At 37.0% G+C, this 18,935-nt stretch carries 18 protein-coding genes; 13 read left to right on the top strand and 5 right to left on the bottom strand.

All coding sequences use genetic code 11. The features are described 5' to 3' along the window. Positions 1 to 4: 4 nt before the first annotated feature. The 7 genes from MLOOGBEN_RS13290 (at position 5) to kynA (ending at position 7,262) form a co-directional block, all read left to right on the top strand. Positions 5 to 481, top strand: coding sequence for a RidA family protein (locus MLOOGBEN_RS13290; RefSeq protein WP_179158734.1), 477 nt, complete (start codon positions 5 to 7; stop codon positions 479 to 481). Then, entirely contained in the window at positions 474 to 1,940 is a 1,467-nt protein-coding gene (locus MLOOGBEN_RS13285) for an aldehyde dehydrogenase (protein ID WP_179158733.1), read from the top strand. Before MLOOGBEN_RS13290 ends, MLOOGBEN_RS13285 begins: the two co-directional genes overlap by 8 nt. A gap of 66 nt (positions 1,941 to 2,006) precedes the next feature. Then, entirely contained in the window at positions 2,007 to 2,786 is a 780-nt protein-coding gene (locus MLOOGBEN_RS13280) for a 2-keto-4-pentenoate hydratase (RefSeq protein WP_179158732.1), read from the top strand. Between the two features lie 20 nt (positions 2,787 to 2,806). Then, complete coding sequence (locus MLOOGBEN_RS13275) at positions 2,807 to 3,595, top strand: 2-keto-4-pentenoate hydratase (RefSeq protein ID WP_179158731.1); 789 nt, start codon at positions 2,807 to 2,809, stop codon at positions 3,593 to 3,595. Between the two features lie 37 nt (positions 3,596 to 3,632). Beyond that, entirely contained in the window at positions 3,633 to 4,904 is a 1,272-nt protein-coding gene (gene kynU / locus MLOOGBEN_RS13270) for a kynureninase (RefSeq protein WP_179158730.1), read from the top strand. Positions 4,905 to 4,929: 25 nt separating this feature from the next. Next, positions 4,930 to 6,360: an amino acid permease gene (locus MLOOGBEN_RS13265; protein WP_179158729.1), complete on the top strand. Its 1,431-nt coding sequence runs from the start codon at positions 4,930 to 4,932 to the stop codon at positions 6,358 to 6,360. A 53-nt stretch (positions 6,361 to 6,413) separates the two neighbouring features. After that, the gene (gene kynA, locus MLOOGBEN_RS13260; protein ID WP_179158728.1) at positions 6,414 to 7,262 is read left to right on the top strand and encodes a tryptophan 2,3-dioxygenase; all 849 of its coding nucleotides are present in this window, start codon (positions 6,414 to 6,416) and stop codon (positions 7,260 to 7,262) included. 476 nt (positions 7,263 to 7,738) lie between these two features. Here the strand turns inward: kynA and MLOOGBEN_RS13255 are convergent, their stop codons facing one another. The 4 genes from MLOOGBEN_RS13255 to MLOOGBEN_RS13240 are packed head-to-tail and all read right to left on the bottom strand — an operon-like array spanning position 7,739 to position 10,444. Then, complete coding sequence (locus MLOOGBEN_RS13255) at positions 7,739 to 8,038, bottom strand: hypothetical protein (RefSeq protein ID WP_179158727.1); 300 nt, start codon at positions 8,036 to 8,038, stop codon at positions 7,739 to 7,741. A 32-nt stretch (positions 8,039 to 8,070) separates the two neighbouring features. Beyond that, positions 8,071 to 9,327, bottom strand: a complete 1,257-nt coding sequence (locus MLOOGBEN_RS13250) for a cation:proton antiporter (RefSeq protein WP_179158726.1) — start codon at positions 9,325 to 9,327, stop codon at positions 8,071 to 8,073. Between the two features lie 5 nt (positions 9,328 to 9,332). Then, the gene (locus MLOOGBEN_RS13245) at positions 9,333 to 9,833 is read right to left on the bottom strand and encodes a cation:proton antiporter regulatory subunit (RefSeq protein WP_179158725.1); all 501 of its coding nucleotides are present in this window, start codon (positions 9,831 to 9,833) and stop codon (positions 9,333 to 9,335) included. Between the two features lie 50 nt (positions 9,834 to 9,883). Next, positions 9,884 to 10,444, bottom strand: coding sequence for a tyrosine-type recombinase/integrase (locus tag MLOOGBEN_RS13240; protein ID WP_179158724.1), 561 nt, complete (start codon positions 10,442 to 10,444; stop codon positions 9,884 to 9,886). A 212-nt stretch (positions 10,445 to 10,656) separates the two neighbouring features. Here MLOOGBEN_RS13240 and MLOOGBEN_RS13235 point away from each other — a divergent pair, with 212 nt between their 5' ends. After that, positions 10,657 to 11,868: a GNAT family N-acetyltransferase gene (locus MLOOGBEN_RS13235; RefSeq protein ID WP_179158723.1), complete on the top strand. Its 1,212-nt coding sequence runs from the start codon at positions 10,657 to 10,659 to the stop codon at positions 11,866 to 11,868. Between the two features lie 318 nt (positions 11,869 to 12,186). Here MLOOGBEN_RS13235 and MLOOGBEN_RS13230 read toward each other — a convergent pair whose 3' ends face one another. Then, on the bottom strand, positions 12,187 to 12,699 hold the full coding sequence (locus MLOOGBEN_RS13230; protein ID WP_179158722.1) for a DUF3231 family protein: 513 nt from the start codon (positions 12,697 to 12,699) through the stop codon (positions 12,187 to 12,189). A 197-nt stretch (positions 12,700 to 12,896) separates the two neighbouring features. On the opposite strand from MLOOGBEN_RS13230, the gene MLOOGBEN_RS13225 reads away from it, so the two are divergent. From MLOOGBEN_RS13225 to MLOOGBEN_RS13205, 5 genes are all read left to right on the top strand, one after another. Further along, complete coding sequence (locus tag MLOOGBEN_RS13225; RefSeq protein ID WP_179158721.1) at positions 12,897 to 13,529, top strand: LysE family transporter; 633 nt, start codon at positions 12,897 to 12,899, stop codon at positions 13,527 to 13,529. A 215-nt stretch (positions 13,530 to 13,744) separates the two neighbouring features. Then, complete coding sequence (gene ltaS, locus MLOOGBEN_RS13220; RefSeq protein ID WP_179158720.1) at positions 13,745 to 15,691, top strand: lipoteichoic acid synthase; 1,947 nt, start codon at positions 13,745 to 13,747, stop codon at positions 15,689 to 15,691. A gap of 157 nt (positions 15,692 to 15,848) precedes the next feature. Beyond that, a complete protein-coding gene (locus MLOOGBEN_RS13215; protein ID WP_179158719.1) occupies positions 15,849 to 16,133 on the top strand; it encodes a hypothetical protein in 285 nt (94 codons plus the stop codon). A gap of 143 nt (positions 16,134 to 16,276) precedes the next feature. Further along, positions 16,277 to 18,064: an oligoendopeptidase F gene (gene pepF, locus MLOOGBEN_RS13210; protein WP_179158718.1), complete on the top strand. Its 1,788-nt coding sequence runs from the start codon at positions 16,277 to 16,279 to the stop codon at positions 18,062 to 18,064. Between the two features lie 252 nt (positions 18,065 to 18,316). Then, on the top strand, positions 18,317 to 18,850 hold the full coding sequence (locus MLOOGBEN_RS13205) for a TVP38/TMEM64 family protein (protein ID WP_218781166.1): 534 nt from the start codon (positions 18,317 to 18,319) through the stop codon (positions 18,848 to 18,850). Positions 18,851 to 18,935: the final 85 nt, after the last annotated feature.

Below are 18,935 nucleotides of genomic sequence, written 5' to 3'. Positions count from 1 at the left end.
GTAGATGGTAGAAAAGGTGATAACCCCAGAAGAAAGATTAAAGGAACTTGGTTTAAAGCTTCCACCTCTACGCCAAGCATCTGGAAACTATGTTAGCTGTGTTCGCGCTGGAAACCTTATTTTTACTTCAGGACAGGGTACAGATGAATTTCGTGGAAAACTTGGTGAGGACGTATCCATTGAAGTAGGTTATCAGGCGGCCAGACAGTGTATGCTGAATCTATTAGCTGTTGTCAAACATGAGCTAGGCGACCTTAGTAAAGTAAAAAGAGTGGTCAAGATTCTTGGTTTTGTAAACAGCACACCAAATTTTACTGACCACCCCAAAGTAATGAATGGCTCCTCAGATTTGTTGGTTGAGGTATTTGGAGAAAAAGGCAGACACGGAAGGTCAGCTGTAGGGATGGCACAGCTGCCACACAATAATGTTGTGGAGGTTGAGATGATTTTAGAAGTTGAGGATGGTGATCAAAATGAGTAAGTTCCTTGAAAAACAGCTTAAAATTAACGATGCTAAGCTATTTATTAATGGAGAATATGTAAATGCTAGTTCAGGAGAAACCTTTGACACTATTAATCCGGCAACGAATCAAAAGTTAGCTTCAGTCGCAAGTGCCAGTGTACATGATGTTGAATGTGCGATTCAAGTTGCTCAAACAACTTTTGAAAGTGGTATCTGGAGCAAAATGGCAATTGAAGAGAGAGCTAAGATTCTTTGTCGAATGTCCGATCTTGTCATGGCTCGTGTTGATGAGCTGGCGTTGCTTGAAACATTAGATGTGGGAAAGCCGATAAAAGAAAGCAGAGATTTTGATATACCCAGAGCGGCTTCAAATTTACGATTCTTTGCGGAAATGGCAAAGTATATTCATCATGAGCATTATCCTCAATCCAAGCATATGAGCTATACGCAGTATGCTCCAGCTGGAGTTACAAGCTTAATCATTCCTTGGAATCTGCCATTCATGCAAATGACCTGGAAAGTTTCTGCAGCTTTAGCTGCAGGCAATACGGTTATTGTGAAACCAGCATCATATACTCCGTTAAGTGCTGTCATGTTAGGTAAAATTGCCAATGAAGCAGGACTTCCACCAGGAGTTTTGAATATTCTTACCGGACCAGGCTCAACGGTAGGGACGGCGATGACTACTCATCCATTTGTCCGCAGGATCTCATTTGTCGGGGAAAGTTCAACCGGTAAAACGGTGATGAGAAATGCAGCCTCACAGTTAATCCCAGTTTCACTAGAATTGGGCGGAAAATCAGCAAATATTGTGTTCGATGATGCTGACTTGGATGAAGCAGTCCAAGGCTCGATTGAAGCGATTTTTAGAAATCAGGGTGAAATCTGTCTTGCAGGTTCAAGGCTGTTAGTACAGGAAACAGTATATGAACAATTCCTAGAAAAATTGGTACAAGCGGTAAAGAAAATCAAAGTGGGAGACCCATTGGATGAAAATACAGATATGGGTGCCCTTATTTCCACAAATCATTTAGAAACTGTTGACAAATACGTGCAGATTGGATTAGATGAGGGTGCAAAGCTTGCTACTGGCGGAAAGCGTGTAGAAGGTTTAACAGAAGGTAATTTTTACGAGCCAACCGTACTCTATGATGTAAATAATAAAATGAGAGTAGCGCAAGAAGAAATTTTTGGACCGGTGTTAGTGGTTATTCCTTTTAAAGCAGAAGAAGATGCGATTCAAATTGCCAATGATTCGATTTACGGGTTGGCTGGTGTTGTATGGTCAAATGATTTGAGGCGTGCCCATCGTGTAGCAGATCAGATTAATTCTGGTTTATTCTGGATCAATTGTTGGTACTACCGAGATTTAAGAACTCCTTTTGGCGGTTCGAAGGCTAGCGGTATTGGCAGGGAGGGCGGACGTCATAGTTTCGAATTCTACACTGAGGCTAAAACGATTACCATGAAATTGTAGGAGTAAAGGGAAAGAGTGGCTGAATGGCCACTTTTCCTATAATGAAATAAGGCAGGTGGATGTATAATGAGTAATTTCTTAGATTTGATTACAACTGAATTAATTAGGGCAGAGAATAGTCAAATACCAGTAACTCCGCTATCCGAGAGGGTTTCCACCCATAATGTTCGTGATGCATACCATATACAGCTTAAAGTTATTGAGAAAAAGATAGAAGAAGGACATGAGATTATTGGGAAGAAGGTGGGTCTAACTAGCGCTGCAATGCAGCAGATGCTTGGAGTTGATGAACCAGATTACGGCCACCTATTAGATAATATGAGGATTTCTGATGATGAAAAGGTCAAAATCAGTGAATTCATCAGTCCAAAAGTCGAGGCGGAAATTGGTTTTATTTTAGATAAGGACTTAGTAGGACCAAATGTAAATTATTTAGACGTGTTAATGGCTACAAAATATGTGGTGCCGACCATTGAGATAATTGATAGCCGTATAACTGATTGGAAAATTAGATTAGAAGATACTGTGGCGGATAATGGATCATCTGCAAGAGTAGTTGTTGGGAATAAATTAAGTACAATAGAAGGTTTTAATTTACGGACCCAGGGAATGGTCCTTTATAAAAATGATGAAATGGTTGCAACAGGAGCTGGAACAGCGGCGTTAGGACACCCTGCAAAAGCAGTTGCCTGGTTGGCGAATAAATTACATGAATTTGGCATCCATTTAAAAGCAGGTGAGTTGATTCTTCCAGGAGCACTTTCTGGTGCAGTTCCTGTAAAAGAGGGAGATAAGATTTCAGCACATTTCGGCTTATTGGGAACTGTTTCTGTAACATTCGAGTAAACAAATAGGAGGTTTTCTACATGAAACTGATGCAAGGAACAGAACAAGAAATTGTAAAATACCTTTTAGACGCAGAAAAGGAAAAACGAGAAGTCGAAAAAATTACGACAAAATACCCGTCCTTAACATTTGAGCAGGCATATGAAATCCAACAAAAATTGATTGAGCAAAAAGAACAGGAAGGACTTCGACGGATTGGAGTTAAACTCGGGTTAACAAGTAAAGCGAAGCAAGAAATGATGGGGGTCCATGAAGCGATTTATGGATATCTAATGGATGATATGCTTGCCACAGAATGGGAGCCAGTACCTTATAGCAGTTTCATCCATCCAAAGGCAGAACCTGAAATTGCCTTCTTTATTGATGAAGATATCCAAGGGACTTCTGTTACAGCGGAAGATATTTTAAGTGTTACAAAATATGTGGCACCAGCTATTGAGATTATTGATAGTCGTTATTTAGATTTCAAGTTTACTCTGGTTGATGTTGTGGCTGATAACTGTTCATCTTCAAAATTTATCGTCGGAAACAAATGGAAGTATTCTGAATCTCTTGACCTGAAAGAAATTGGTGTATATATGTCCAAAAATTCAGAAGTGGCCACTGTCGGCACAAGTGCTGCAGTATTAGGAAATCCTGCTGTAGCGGTAGCCTGGGCAGTAAATAAGCTTGGAGAAACGGGACGCGGCTTAAAAAAAGGTGATATCGTTCTTAGTGGTGCCATTACGGAAGCGATTAGCTTTCAATCTGGAGATACCATTTTAGTAGATTTTGCAGAACTGGGTAGTGTATCATTCTCTTGTAAATAATAATATAGTAGAAATAAATCCAGAGGAGTGGATACATATGGAAATAACATTAGAGTATGCCAAACAATTAGACCAGGCTGACAGCTTGATCAAATTTAGGGGAGAGTTTTACATAAAACCAAATTCCATTTATATGGATGGTAATTCATTAGGTCTCCTTTCAAAAAGAGCAGAAAGAACTCTATTAGAATCATTAAATGATTGGAAAGAACATGGAATTGATGGCTGGACAAAAGGGAAACACCCATGGTTTTTTTTATCAGAAAAATTAGGAGAGATGATGGCACCGTTAGTTGGAGCTTCCGCTAATGAAGTTATTGTTACGGGTTCGACCACGGTAAATTTGCATCAACTTGTCGCTACTTTTTATAAGCCAGATGGAAAAAAATCAAAAATTCTAGCTGATGAATTAACCTTTCCATCTGATATTTATGCTCTTCAAAGCCAGCTTCGCATCCATGGATTTGAACCGGATACACACCTCATTCGTGTAAAAAGCCGGGATGGCCGTTACCTGGATGAAGCGGATATTATCGAGGCAATGACCGAAGACATTGCACTGATCATTTTACCTACAGTACTTTACCGAAGCGGTCAAATCTTGGACATGAAACGTCTAACAGCGGAGGCGAATAAAAGAGGCATCTTAATCGGTTTTGATGGCTGCCATTCCATCGGTGCCATACCACATTCGTTTAGTGAATGGGGTGTTGATTTTGCCTATTGGTGCAATTATAAGCATTTAAATGGAGGACCAGGAAGTGTTGGAGGTTTATATGTAAATAAGAAACACTTTGGAACTGCTCCTGGTCTTGCGGGCTGGTTTGGTTCTAAAAAAGAGAAACAATTTGATATGGAACATTCATTAACACCTGCTGAGTCTGCCGGAGCCTATCAAATTGGGACACCTCATGTGTTAAGTCTTGCACCGTTACTTGGTGCTTTGGAGATTTTTGCAGAAGCAGGAATTGAAAATATCCGGGAAAAGTCATTGAAAATAAATCGGTTCTTGATGGATTTGTTGGACCAAGAGTTATCCGATCTGGGATTCAAGTTGGGTAACCCTCTAGACGATGTGAGTCGTGGAGGTCATGTGAGCCTAGAGCATAAGGAAGCTGCACGCATTTGCAAGGCATTAAAAGAAAATGGTGTTATTCCAGATTTCCGTGCACCTAGCATTATTCGTCTAGCTCCAGTGGCTCTTTACACCTCTTTTAGTGAAGTATGGGAAGTAGTACAAATTCTAAAGAAAATTATGGAAGAAAGACAATATGAAAAGTTCGCAAATGAACGTGAGGTCGTAGCATAAGATTACTAAAAGTAGGAGGAACTATATGGGGAACAAAAATATTCATTTAAATAAAGGGAATGAATCTGGAATGGGATTAAAGCGTGAATTAAAAACCAAACAGCTAACGATGATTGCAATGGGGTGTGCAATTGGTACGGGTTTATTCCTTGGAAGCGGCCTTGCCATTAGTACTGCTGGACCGGGTGTAATACTAAGTTATGCTATTGGTGCATTTATTGTATTACTATTAATGGGGTGCTTATCCGAAATGACGGTGGCTCACCCAACGTCAGGATCCTTTGGCACCATTTCAGAAAAGTACGTCAGCCCGCTGGCTGGTTTTCTTGTACGCTATTCCTATTGGATAGCAAACGTTCTTGCGGTCGGAGTAGAAGTGAGTGCCATTGCTGTTTATATGAAGTACTGGTTCCCTGATGTTCCTGGATTCATTTGGATTTTGTTGTTTGCGGGTGTATTGATTTATGTAAATGCAACGAGCGTAAATACCTTTGCGACTTTTGAGTATTGGTTCTCGATGATCAAAATAAGTGCAATAGTTGGTTTCATACTTTTAGGATCTTATGTATTATTCGGTAATTCAGCTCAGCCGAATATGGGGCCTGAGAATATTGTAAATGACGGAGGTTTCCTGCCTTTTGGTTGGTGGGGGATGTGGGTCGCGATCTTTATTTCTTTATTTAGCTTTTTAGGAACAGAAATGATAGCGGTTACAGCTGGAGAAGCTAAAGATCCCGATATTGCGGTGCCAAAAGCACTGAAAGCAACGGTATTCCGATTATCTACATTCTATATTATTACTATCGGAATTATGTTAATGATTGTTCCTTGGAAATCTACAGGTGTAGAAGAAAGTCCTTTTGTAAAGGTCATGGAACTCTTAAATATTCCTGGTGCTTCTGGTATTATGAATTTTATTATATTAACTGCTGCCTTATCTGCTATGAACAGTCAACTTTATGCCTCTACACGGATGATGTTTTCTTTGTCCCAGGGAAATGACGCTCCGGCCTTTTTACGCAAATTAAGCAAAAAAGGAGTTCCGTTAAAGGCTCTTGGTGTTTCTACTTTTGGGATTTTCCTTGCAGCTGCAGTAAATGCACTATTACCAGGCTCCTCCTATGCGTTTATGATGGGGATTTCAATGTTCGGTGCTATTTTTACATGGTTTATGGTGTTTGTATCCCATTTGTTTTTCAGAAGAAAGTGGGAGAAGTCAAATGGCCGTAAATTGCCTGTAAAAATGATTGGCTTTCCTTATTTAACGATCGCAGGAGCAGTACTACTATTGAGCTTAATGATAACAACATGGTTTACAGATTTTAAGATTATGCTTCAATTCGGAATTCCATGGTTACTGTTTTTAACGGCTGCCTATTTCTTTTTTAAAAAAAGATCCAACACTCAAAAATCAGTAAATGAAACGAATGATATTTTAGATGAGAATATAAATTAATAACTTATTAATTCATACATCAGTACCACATTAGAACAGGGGGAGTATATTACGTGAATACACCAGAAAAAAACACAAGCATCGGTTTGGAAAAATCGATTCAAACAGATTTTCAAAAAGCAATGTCCTATGGTGATTACCTGCACCTTGATAAGATTTTAGATAGTCAGCACCGTTTATCTGGTCACCATGATGAAATGTTATTTATTATTATCCATCAAACAAGTGAATTATGGATGAAATTAATTATTCATGAATTAACAGAGGCTGTCCAGTATATCCGCCAGAATCATTTAGAGCCATCCTTTAAAATTCTGTCACGCGTTTCTAGAATTCAGCAGCAATTAATTCGATCATGGAGTGTTCTTTCCACCTTAACCCCTTCAGAGTACCTAGAGTTTAGGGATAAGCTCGGACAATCATCCGGCTTCCAGTCCTACCAAAACCGGATGATTGAATTTGCATTAGGAAACAAAAATGCCCATACCCTGGCAGTCTATCAGCATCAAACAGAATTGTATGTAAAAATGCAGGAGGCACTTTATAAACCAAGTATTTATGATGCCGCCATACACGCACTTGTTGCTCGTGGAATTCCAGTAGATGAAGAGGTCTTAAATCGCGATTTATCCAAAAACTATGAACCGAATGAAAGTGTTGAAGAAGCCTGGCTGACCGTCTACCGCAACGTCGACCAATACTGGGACTTATACGAGCTGGCAGAGAAGTTAGTTGATATTGGCAATCAACAGCAATTATGGCGATTTAATCATATGAGTACAGTTGAGAGAATCATAGGCCATAAAACAGGAACTGGCGGGTCATCAGGTGTAACCTATTTGAAAAGGGTTCTAGACCAGCAATTCTTTCCTGAACTTTGGAGCTTACGAACAAAGTTATAGAAAAAAATCCACCATTTCTTATCCTAAAGGGTTCCCTTTTGAGGTGCTTTTCTTAAATATTGAGCCAAAATGACAGTACTTTTGTCAGAACTATTGCTATACAAATAAAGAAAACCCGCAAATCCTGATTGGCGGGTTTTCTTTATAATGGTTATGGGTTTCATTATTCAATTAAAGACCTGATAGTGAAACAAGCCTCAGTACCTAGTTTTTCTTCTACGGGTTTCATTAACTTCAAATGATTCCCGTCAAAGCTCTTTTTCCTCTTCCAAGGGAATCATTCCTTTCGAAAGATTCCCGCCAAAGCTTTTTTTCCTCTCTCCGGGGAATCATTCCATTCGAATGATTCCCCTTAAAGCTCTTTTTCTTCATCCAGGGCATCATTAATTTGAATGGTTACCGCTCAAACCTTATTGCCCCTTTTACAACCATCATTTCCAATACTCTTAATAAAGTATCTACTAATACTGTTTGTGTTATTTTAATTTTTTGCTAAGGAGATAAATACTCCCAGCAAGTGTAACGATTGAAATAAACTTACTAGCTAGAACTAGGTAGCTGATGGTTTGTGAATCTATATGAATATGGGGAAGTACTATTAATGCATATACGACAAGAATTCCAAATAACAGGTTTGAATACGCATATTGATATGACTTGGTAATAATGATACAGCTGCGCTTGTCATCTTTTTCATTTATGAATATAAAAAACTGATAGGACATGACTAATAATAAAACATATGTTAACAAAATGATTGTTAACCCGATGCCCATTATAAGAGCCTCCCTTGCTCATCATTACTTTTTTAAAGACCAGGGGTATTTTCATTTTCATGATTAGGAATAGTGATTTTCTTTTTAGGTACTTTGCTTTTTTCCCATTTGAAGATACTGTTTAATAATTTATATATATTTTTTGACTCTTTGGTTAATAGCGGGCCAATGATAGCCAAAATTAAAACATAGACGGCAGTAAATGGTTTTAAGATAGGCAGTAAGCCCCCGGCAAGTCCTAAGTTAGCAACAATGATCGAAAATTCACCTCTAGAAACGATTGTTAATCCGATATTTGAGGAAGCTTTATAAGATAAACCAGCTTTTCTCCCGGAAATCATTCCAGCTACAAAGTTACTAATAATCGTTAGTATTACGGCACCAATAGCCAGCCAAACTGCTCCACCTAAGCTAAAGGGGTCAATGCTTAATCCGAAACTAAAGAAGAAAAGTGCTCCAAAGAAATCCCTAAATGGAATAACTAAATGTTCGATACGCTCGCGATGTTCTGTTTCAGAGAAAACTAAACCTAATAATAATGCGCCGATTGCTTCTGCAACATGTAGTTTCTCTGAAAAACCTGCGATAAAAAAGAGTGATGCGAAGATAACGAGGATAAAAATTTCATTAGATTTAATGTTTAATAGTTTGTTGAGAATAGGTGCACCTTTGCGAGCGATAATAAAAAAGAGAATCATATAACCTAGTGAAATCAGAACGGAAATGATTGTTCCAACAACCGTGGTCGCTCCGCCTAATAATAGACCTGACATGATGGAGAGGAATAATGCTAGGAATATATCATCAAATAAAATAATTCCCAAAATTAACTCGGTTTCGGCATTTGCCGTTCTTTTTAAATCAACAAGAACTTTGGCAACTATTGCACTAGAGGAGACACTAAGAAGACCAGCTATGATTAATGTTTCCATAATAGGAAAACCTGTCATAAAACCGTAAACAATACCTAATGTAAAATTTAGTGTTACATAAATTGAACCGCCTACTACAATGGAACGGCCCGAGCGAATTAGTTTTCCTACTGAGAATTCAAGACCCAGATAGAATAATAGAAACAGTACACCAATACGGCCAAAAAACTCTATAATCTCGGAGCTTTCAATAAAGGTAAGATCAATGATCCCAATTTGTGGAGCATGTGGACCAACTACCATCCCTAAGAGGATGAGAAAGGGGATAATCGAAAATTTCAACTTTCCTGCTAATACTGCTGTAAGCGCAACTAGTACTAATGCTGTCCCGACTTCAAAAACTAAATGATTCGTCAAAAGTATCACCCGTCCCTTCTTGAAAGTACTTCTTTAACGATCCTTTTTACTTGATTGCGCTCCCCAGACACGATAACTGTATCTCCTTCTTCTAGAAGAGTTTCAGGACCAGGAGTATGAATTTTTTTATGATTCTGTCGTTTTATAATCGCTATAATATTTACTTCATAGGATTGACGGATATTAAGTTGTCCGATGGTTTGATTAACTGCTGCAGCATTTGGTTCGACATTAAACCATTCAATCACTAAATCATCAAATGCCATTTCTATGGTTTCTAATGCTTTTGGCGCGTAAGTCATCCCGCCAATTATTGCTGCAATCTGTCTGGCTTCCTGGTCATTGAAGGTAGTGCTAGCGATTGCTTCCTCGTAATCCTCTTGGTCGAAATGATAAATGTCTCTTCTTCCATCATCGTGAATGATAATGACTAGCTTATCCTTGTTATTTGTGATGGCCTCAAATTTCTTCCCAATACCAGGCAGTTCGATTTCACGAATATTCATTAACTTTTCCTCCTCAAAATAATTTGTACATGGATAAAATGGTGTTGCCTCTACAGATTGACATCAATTTCTGTTTTTATTTTCTCATCTTTGGAAATTCCTAGATATTTAAGTGTTTCGGAAGGGGTTGAATGATTGAAATGCTTTTGCAGAAGTGAGATGGCGATTCCACGTTTATAGGCATGAAATCCAAAAGTCTTACGCAAAGAATTGGTTCCTATTTTTCCTTCAATACCAATTGCTGTAGCGGCCTGATGGATAATCCGATATGCTTGTTGGCGTGTAATGGGTTTATCAGTTTTTGAAGACTTGAACAAAAAATCCTCATTGGTTAACTTGCTGCTTTCCACATAATGTTGAAGGGCCTGTTTAACTTTATGATTGAGGTAGACTTCCTTCAAGGTTTCATGATGAGGGTACGAGTAAAAGTTTTTAACACCATCTTTATTACTAAAGATATCACCAACCTTGATATCAAGCATTTCTGTAATTTTTAACCCCGTGTTAATACCAAAAATAAAGAGGAAATAATCTCGCTCAGAATGCTTCTTTAAATATTTTTTAATTGCATTGATTTGCTTGATGTCCCTTAAAGCTTCAACGTATTCCATAAAAACCTTGCTCCTTCATCCATGTTACATAATATAACGATAACATGGTATTATGTAACATTCAAATTTATTTGCCTTATTTAAAAGCCTATTTAAAGTATGACAAAAACTTAGCATAAAAATTTATAGCCAAGAATTCTTATTTCTAATAAAGCAAACAATACTTGTTAGGACTAATAGTTAGAGTGCTATTTGAAATTGGAGGTATAGATATGAGTCGACTAGACAGGCTCAAAATGGGGAAAGTGGAAACAAAACATTTCCAACAATTCAATCAGTTATTGCGTTATGTGTTTCAAGTGACAAAAAAAGATCTGCAAATGATTGGCTGGGAAGAACGAGAAATAGCTTTAGCCAAAAAGCCAGTTCTGGATCAGGCGGATGTATTAGGCTGGTTTGATGGTGAAAAACTGGTATCACAATTAGCTGTTTACCCTTTTCAAGTAAATATTTTTGGGCGATCATATGAAATGGGGGGGCTGACAGGTGTTGGCACTTATCCAGAATACGCAAATATGGGACTAATGTATAAGTTGATGGGGCAGGCACTTGCAGATATGCGGGAAAGAAAACAATCGATATCTTATTTATTTCCCTATTCGATTCCTTATTATCGCCGTAGAGGATGGGAAATTGTTTCGGATAAGATGACTTTTGAAGTAAGAGATATTCAATTACCAAAGATCAAGAAAGTTCCAGGATATGTGGAAAGATTGGATATTGAGCACCCAGACGTAAGGATTGTATATAAACTCTTCTCGAGTAAAATGCATGTTGGTATGCTTCGAAATGACTTGGCCTGGGATGAATATTGGAGATGGGATGTAGATGAATTAACGGCAGCACTTTATTATGACAGTTCACACAAGCCGCAAGGGTATCTATTGTACTGGATATCTGAGGATGTGCTTCATATTAAAGAAATGGTTTATATGAATCAAGAGGCAAGGATTGGACTCTGGAATTTCATTGGTGCCCATTTTTCAATGGTGTCAAAGGTTGTAGGGAATATTTTTATGAATGAACCATTAGCCTTTTGGCTGGAGGATGGGGACATTAATGAAAGTATCTCTCCCTATTTTATGGCACGTATTGTATGTGCAAAACAGTTTATTTCTCAATATCCTTTTAAAGCAACAGGCACAGATATACAGTTAACGTTTATGCTTGAGGATCCTATGCTTGAGTGGAATCAAGGGACATTCACATTAAATGTATCCCCATTAGGTCAAGGAAAATTATTTCAAAGTAAAGAAGAGCCAACATTTTCTCTCGATATACAGACACTGACGACTATGCTGCTCAGTTATAAGAGACCATCTTACTTGGCTGCCATTTCACGCCTGAAGGGTAATGCTCAGGTTGTCGAGATATTAGAGAATATCATTGAGAGGCAAATACCTTACTTTTCGGATTACTTCTAATAATGAAGGTAACTAATAAAAGAGCCTATTAATCGGTTATATTTTTTGAAAAATAGTTTGGGAAAATGTTTTGGACTATTTTAGGGGTGTTTTGGACTATATTCTTGTGGTTTTGGACTATTTTCTTATGGTTATGGACTATTTCCAAAGGGTTTTGGACTATTTCCTTGTTGTTTGGACTATTAGCCAATATCTGTAAACAAAAATACCTATTTAGGTAGTTACAGTGAAACTTGAAAATGTATGTGTATTACTTTTTAAAATAACCAAAAGGGATGAAACAACCGTGTTCATCCCTTTTTCTCTGAGTTATTTGATTTAACAATCTCCATGCTTATTAAGATGTAATGGAGGAGGAATTAGCCAGCCTTTTTCCTTATTTAGACGAAGCACTTTTGCGCCGAGTCCTGCTTTTTGTGTATGAACCTGTCCATACATCATGGCTACATCTTCCCTTATTGACTTGCCGATTATTTGACTGCATAAGACGAGTCCAGCAGCAATATCAGCAGAAAGTCCAGCCGCAATCGCAGGGTCAGGGATTCTAGCTCCTACAGGAATATCCTCTAAACATGCCTCAGGCGGCTCTGGTTGTGCAGGAGGTAACCCAATGCCATTTTCTTTTAATAGTTCTTCCAATTGCTTCTTTTCCTGCTGACATATCTCCACGGCTTCAACTAACAGCTTCTTCAAATCTTCATCACCAGCATGGTTCAGCATCGTTTTATACCCTGCAATCATGCCATTCCCAGCTAATAATGACGACCAAAGATCAAATACTTCACCATAGTGTAAAGGCTCTTCTTTAGGGTTGCCACTTAAAATTCCCATCGTTGCCCTCCTTAGTGTGTATGAAAATTTGTTCATAATCAGTGCCACCTTTCTTCCAAGCACATCAATAGGGTTTCCCATTTCAAACCCTATCATTAATTTTTATCGTTTTTACATGATTAGAATTTTTTGGACATGTGTCCGGATAATTTACATAAAATGTACAAGTTAGATAAAGGCGGAGTGGAGTGGTTTTATTGAGTATCAGCATTTTATTGAGTTACATCATTTTGGGATTTACATTGGCAGCTCCAATCGGGCCGGTAAATTCCGCGCGTTTAGATAAGGGAATTAAGAATGGATTTTGGCATGCATGGATTGTTGGTGCAGGCTCTATGGTGGCCGATGGATTTTTTATGCTGCTTGTTTATTTAGGGATGGTACAATTTTTGGGAATTCCGATGATCCAAATATTTCTTTGGTTATTCGGAGGCTTTATCCTTATTTATTCAGGTTTTGAAAGTATCAAAAATGCGAATACCATCACTCTTACTTATGGAAGAGATCAAGAGTCACTAATGAAATGTTTCTTTACTGGGTTTATTATGTCCATTACCAGTCCTTTATCGGTATTGTTCTGGTTAGGTATTTATGGCTCGGTCTTAGCAAAAACAGCCCAAACAAATGGAACAGAATCTCTTTTGATTTATAGCAGTATGATTTTCCTTGGACTAACCATTTGGGACGTATTTGTTGCTGGACTAACTACAGGATTCCGAAAGCTCCTGACAGTAAAAAGCTTGATTGCTATCTCCATTATTTCTGGTGCATCACTCGTTTTATTTGGACTTTATTTTGGATACCAGGGTATTCATGCACTCTTTAGTTAATAACTCAACATTGATTCTAAAAGAATACAACCTCACTTGACTTTTGATAAATAATCCGTATAATACAATTTTGTGTTGAATTATTTTATAATCTGTTCATAAATTGTTCATACTTAACTGTTACTATTAATGATAGATTTAGTGATAGATTAATATAACTTATATAAAATAAACCCCACTAAATAATGATTATTTTCTTAAGGCAGGTGCAAAAAATGAATAACTTTACTCAAAAGGGTCAAGGTATTTTAAATAAATATATTGGCTTTTTCTTATTGGCTGTATTCTTCCTTTGGATGAAAACCTATATAGCTCAATTAACTCAATTTGATTTAGGTATTGAAAATACACTACAAAAGTTCCTATTATTTATTAATCCGTTAGGATCATCTTTATTATTTTTAGGATTGGCTTTTTTATTTAAAGGGCGTAAGAAATATATTGCACTACTTGTGATTGATTTCTTTTTATCCTTTCTATTATTTGCAAATGTTGTCTATTATAGATTCTTTAATGACTTTATTACGTTACCAACTTTAACTCAGACTCAAAACTTTGGTGATGTAAGCGGAAGTGTCGTAACACTATTAAGACCATATGATTTCTTATTCTTTATGGATATCATCCTTTTGATTGCTTTACTTGCTTTTCGCTTTGTGAAAGTGGAAGTTAAAGACATGAATCGCAGAAAAGTAGCTGCTTTATTCTCATTATCACTTGCTATTTCTTGTGGAAATCTTGGACTAGCTGAAAGTGATCGTCCTCAATTGTTAACAAGAGGATTTGACCGTAATTATATTGTGAAATATTTAGGGATGTACAACTACACCATTTATGATGCTGTTAAAAGTACAAAAGCTTCCGCACAAAGGGTTATGGCTAACAGTGACGATATGACAGAAGTAATTAACTATACAAAATCAAACTACGCACAGCCAAATCCTGCATACTTTGGTGCGGGAAAAGGTATGAATGTAATTTATTTACATCTTGAATCGATGCAAAACTTCCTGATTGACTACAAGTTAAATGGGGAAGAAGTAACACCGTTTCTAAATTCGTTAACGAAGGATCAAAACACACTTTATTTTGATAACTTCTTCCATCAGACTGCACAAGGTAAAACGGCTGATGCTGAATTTATTCTTGAAAATTCATTATATGGATTACCGCAGGGTTCTGCTTTTACAACTAAAGGGTTAAATACGTATCAAGCAGCACCTGCAATTTTAGGTCAACAAGGCTATAGTTCTGCTGTGTTCCACGGAAATTCAGGCAGCTTCTGGAATCGTGATGAAATTTATAAATCATTTGGATATAATCACTTTTTTGATGAAAGTTCATATAGTATGAATCCAGAAGACCTGGCTGAGTATGGGCTTATGGATAAACCATTCTTTGAGGAATCAATCCCATTGTTGGAAACATTACCTCAGCCTTTTTATACAAAGTTTATTACTGTTTCAAATCACTACCCTTATCCGCTTGCTGAGGAAGATGCAACAATTGCTCCACATACAACGGGTGATAAATCGGTTGATACCTACTTCCAAACAGCTCGTTATGCGGATGAAGCTTTGAAACAATTCTTTGATTACCTGAAAGAATCAGGGTTATATGATAATTCTGTCATAGTCATGTACGGTGACCATTATGGAATTTCAGAAAATCATAATAAAGCAATGGAACAAGTTCTAGGTAAAGAAATTACAGATTTTGATAGTGCAGGATTACAACGCGTGCCTTTCTTTATTCGTGTTCCTGGAATTGAGGGTGGAATTAACCACGAATACGGCGGACAAATTGATATCCTGCCAACACTGCTTCACTTGTTAGGAATTGATACAAAAGATTATGTTCAGTTTGGAACTGACCTTTTATCTGAACAGCATGATGATCTTGTTCCATTCCGTGATGGTAATTTTATGAGCGCAACTATTTCATCTGTAGGTGGTAAATTCTACGATTCCACTACAGGATTGAAATTAGATGAAGGTAGGATGGAAGAGGCATTGAATCTTCAGAAAATCGTTGAAAATAAATTAGCACTTTCTGATAAAGTCGTAAACGGAGATCTATTACGCTTCTACACTCCTGGAAACTTTACTCCTATTGACCGAACACAATATAATTACAATCAATCACAAGATGATGAAGAATAAGATATAATCCAGGCTGTTTAGGAGATTCCTAAACAGCCTTTTTAGATCATTTATTTTAAAGTTGTCGAAAATGTGAATTTTTTAAATACATAAAAATTTAGAAGGAAAGCACCCTTTGACTGTCGAATGAATGAAAGACAGATTGGAGATGAGACAAATGAGATTACAAATGGCTGCTGCAAATCATGTTGTTACAGGTGAAAAGTCGTGCATTTTATGCAGTAAGGACTTTGAATATGCTGCACTTGTTAGTGGAGTGAAAAATGTAGAGGATTTGTCATCAATCTATAAGGGTAAAGTATTCACCGACCAAGTTGTTGTTTTAAAAAAGAGTATTGTCAATAATGGAGCTTTACACATTGTTGATGTTGAAATTACGGTTAAATGCCCACATTGTCAATCCAATCATCGATTTAATCAGTTTCTTACATTGCAATCATAGGGATTAATAGGATAAAGTAAAAAGCACCTAAAAAGGTGCTTTTATCGTGTGCAAAACGGGCCTTTTGAAAAAATTAAGGATAGGTCTAATACAAGCGTGATTCGAATAGTTACTAATAATAAAATTCTCTAAGGAGGTAGCAAATGTCAGTCTATACTTCTAGAAATGATGTACCCGTAAACGAAAAATGGAGCCTTGAAGACATTTATTCTGATTTAACTAAATGGGAAAACGATCTTCAGCTTGTTGAAAAAATGGCAGAAAAATTGAAGCAATTTGATGGAGCCATTCAGGATGGTAAGAGTCTTTATCAATACTTGAAACAAAGAGAGGAATTATCGTATACATTTAATCATGTCTATGCATACGCCATGCTGAGGGTAGATGAGGATACAAGGGATTCTAATTCACAATCTTTATTAGATCGTGCCAAAGGTCTAAGTGTGAAGGTTAGTTCCTCAACATCGTTTTTTATGCCATACTTATTAGGTTTAGATAAAGAAACCTTAAGCAGTTATATTGCAGAAGAAGAAGGTCTTAAGTACTTCGAAGAGGATTTATATGAATCCTTTCGATACAAGACACATGTCCTTAGTAAAGATCAGGAAGAAGTTTTATCACAATTAGGAGAAGCACTTTCTGCTCCAAGTACAACCTTTGGGATGATCAATAATGCAGATATTAAGTTTGGCGATGTAACCAATAACAATGGTGAAAAGGTTCAGTTAACGAGAGGGATGTACTCGAAATTAATCGAGGATGAAGACCGGGAAAGACGGAGGGAAGCATATAAATCCTATTATAAGCCATATGTTGAATTAAAGAATTCTATTGCGAGTACACTTTCTGCAGCAATCAAGAATAACGTCACTTTAGCAAAAATCAGAAAATATCCATCTGCTTTAGAAAAAGCACTGTTCGGTGATATGGTGCCAAAGGAAGTATATGAGAACCTGATAACAGCAACGAAAGATAATATTGCACCCCTTCACAGGTATTCTGAAATCCGCAAGCAGAAGCTGCAGCTAGATGAACTTAGGCAATATGATATGTCCGTTCCTTTAGTTCAGGGTGTAAAACAGGTCATACCCTATGAGGAAGCATATGAAACCATGATAAAAGCTCTAGGACCTCTTGGGGAAGAATATGTATCCATCCTAAAAGAATTCAAGGATGCCAGGTATATTGATGTCCGCGAGACTCCTGGTAAGCGCTCAGGTGCCTATAATTTGGGGATATACGGGGTTCATCCATTTATATTATTAAATCATCAAGATGATTTGGACAGTTTATTTACACTTGCCCATGAGTGTGGTCATGGGGTCCATAGTAAATTAAGCTCGCAGCATCAGCCTCAAATTACGGCTCGTTATAGTATTTTTGTCGCAGAAGTGGCTTCGACGGTCAACGAAATTTTGCTGATTAATTATTTATTAAATACAGAAAAGAATCTTGAAGTAAGGAAACATTTATTAAATCATTTCATTGATCAATTTAAAGGAACATTCTTTACCCAAGTCATGTTTGCAGAATTTGAGAAAATCACTCATGAGCTGGCAGAAAAGGGTACCCCATTAAATGTCGAGGTATTTAATCAGACATATGAAGCATTGTTTAGTGAATACAATGGGGATGTGGTGGTTTTTGACGATGAAGTGAAATTTGGCTGGTCCAGAATTCCTCATTTCTATCGCCCATTTTACGTCTATAAGTACGCAACTGGTTTTGCCTCAGCGATTCATTTGGCAACGAAAATACTTGAAGGTGATAAAGAAACCTTACAATCATACCTTGCCTTCTTAAAGAGCGGAAGCTGTGATTATCCTCTCGAGTTGTTAAAGAAGACTGGAGTAGATTTAACCACTCCAGTGCCAATTGAAAATGCCATGAAAAAGTTTGGAGACCTTGTAGAGGAATTCTCAAGCTTATAATTGTCAAAGGATGTCACAAATTTTCTTTTGTGCCATCTTTTTTTTATCACTGTTAATTGTTGCATGGTATGATGTGTTTAAGAATATATTTTACCCTTACCCTAGAATACCTTAAAATGAAAATAGGTGATTAATATTTGGAAAAAAATCATTTCCTTAATCGGGATAATATTGATCATTTTTTTAGTTATTCATAATACCGAAACTTTCCAGCTACTTAGAAGCGGGGATTTGGATTCCATCATACTTTCTTTGAAGGATACCACATTTTCAAAATTCTTCTTTACCTTTATCATTATGGTGATTCAAAATTCATTTACTATTATTCCTCTTATTATTATCATTACGATAAATTATGCATTATTCGGTTTTTTTAATGGTCTTATTTGGAGTTGGTTCACAAGTATAATTGCTGCTGGGATTTGGTTTTTATGCAGTCGCTATTTTTTCAATGATTGGGTACAGAAAAAAAGTAATCCAGAACTATTATCAAAGATGGAGCAGAATGGCCTGCTATTTGTGTTCCAAGCTAGAATTATTCCATTTGTTCCTACTAGCTTAATCAATATTCTGAGTGGATTAAGTTCTATCACCTTTAAGCATTTTTTGATTGGTACGATGTTTGGAAATCTCATCTTTTTCTTTGTGTTGACTCTCATCCCTGCAGGATTCATGGAGGGGAATATGGAGCAAAATATCTTGCTTGGTATAGCACTCGTTTTTGTAGGATTGGTAATTTTCTATCGGCTAAAGAAAAAACAGAAAAGAAGAAAACAAGTAAATTAGAAAAACTTTAATATTACATCTTGCACAATCAAAGAAATTATTGTAATCTAATATTTGCTTGTTAAATAGACAGTAAAACCTCTTT

Source organism: Bacillus sp. EB106-08-02-XG196 (assembly GCF_013396335.1).
GTDB lineage: Bacteria > Bacillota > Bacilli > Bacillales > Cytobacillaceae > Neobacillus.
This window is presented reverse-complemented; position numbering and strand designations above follow the sequence as displayed.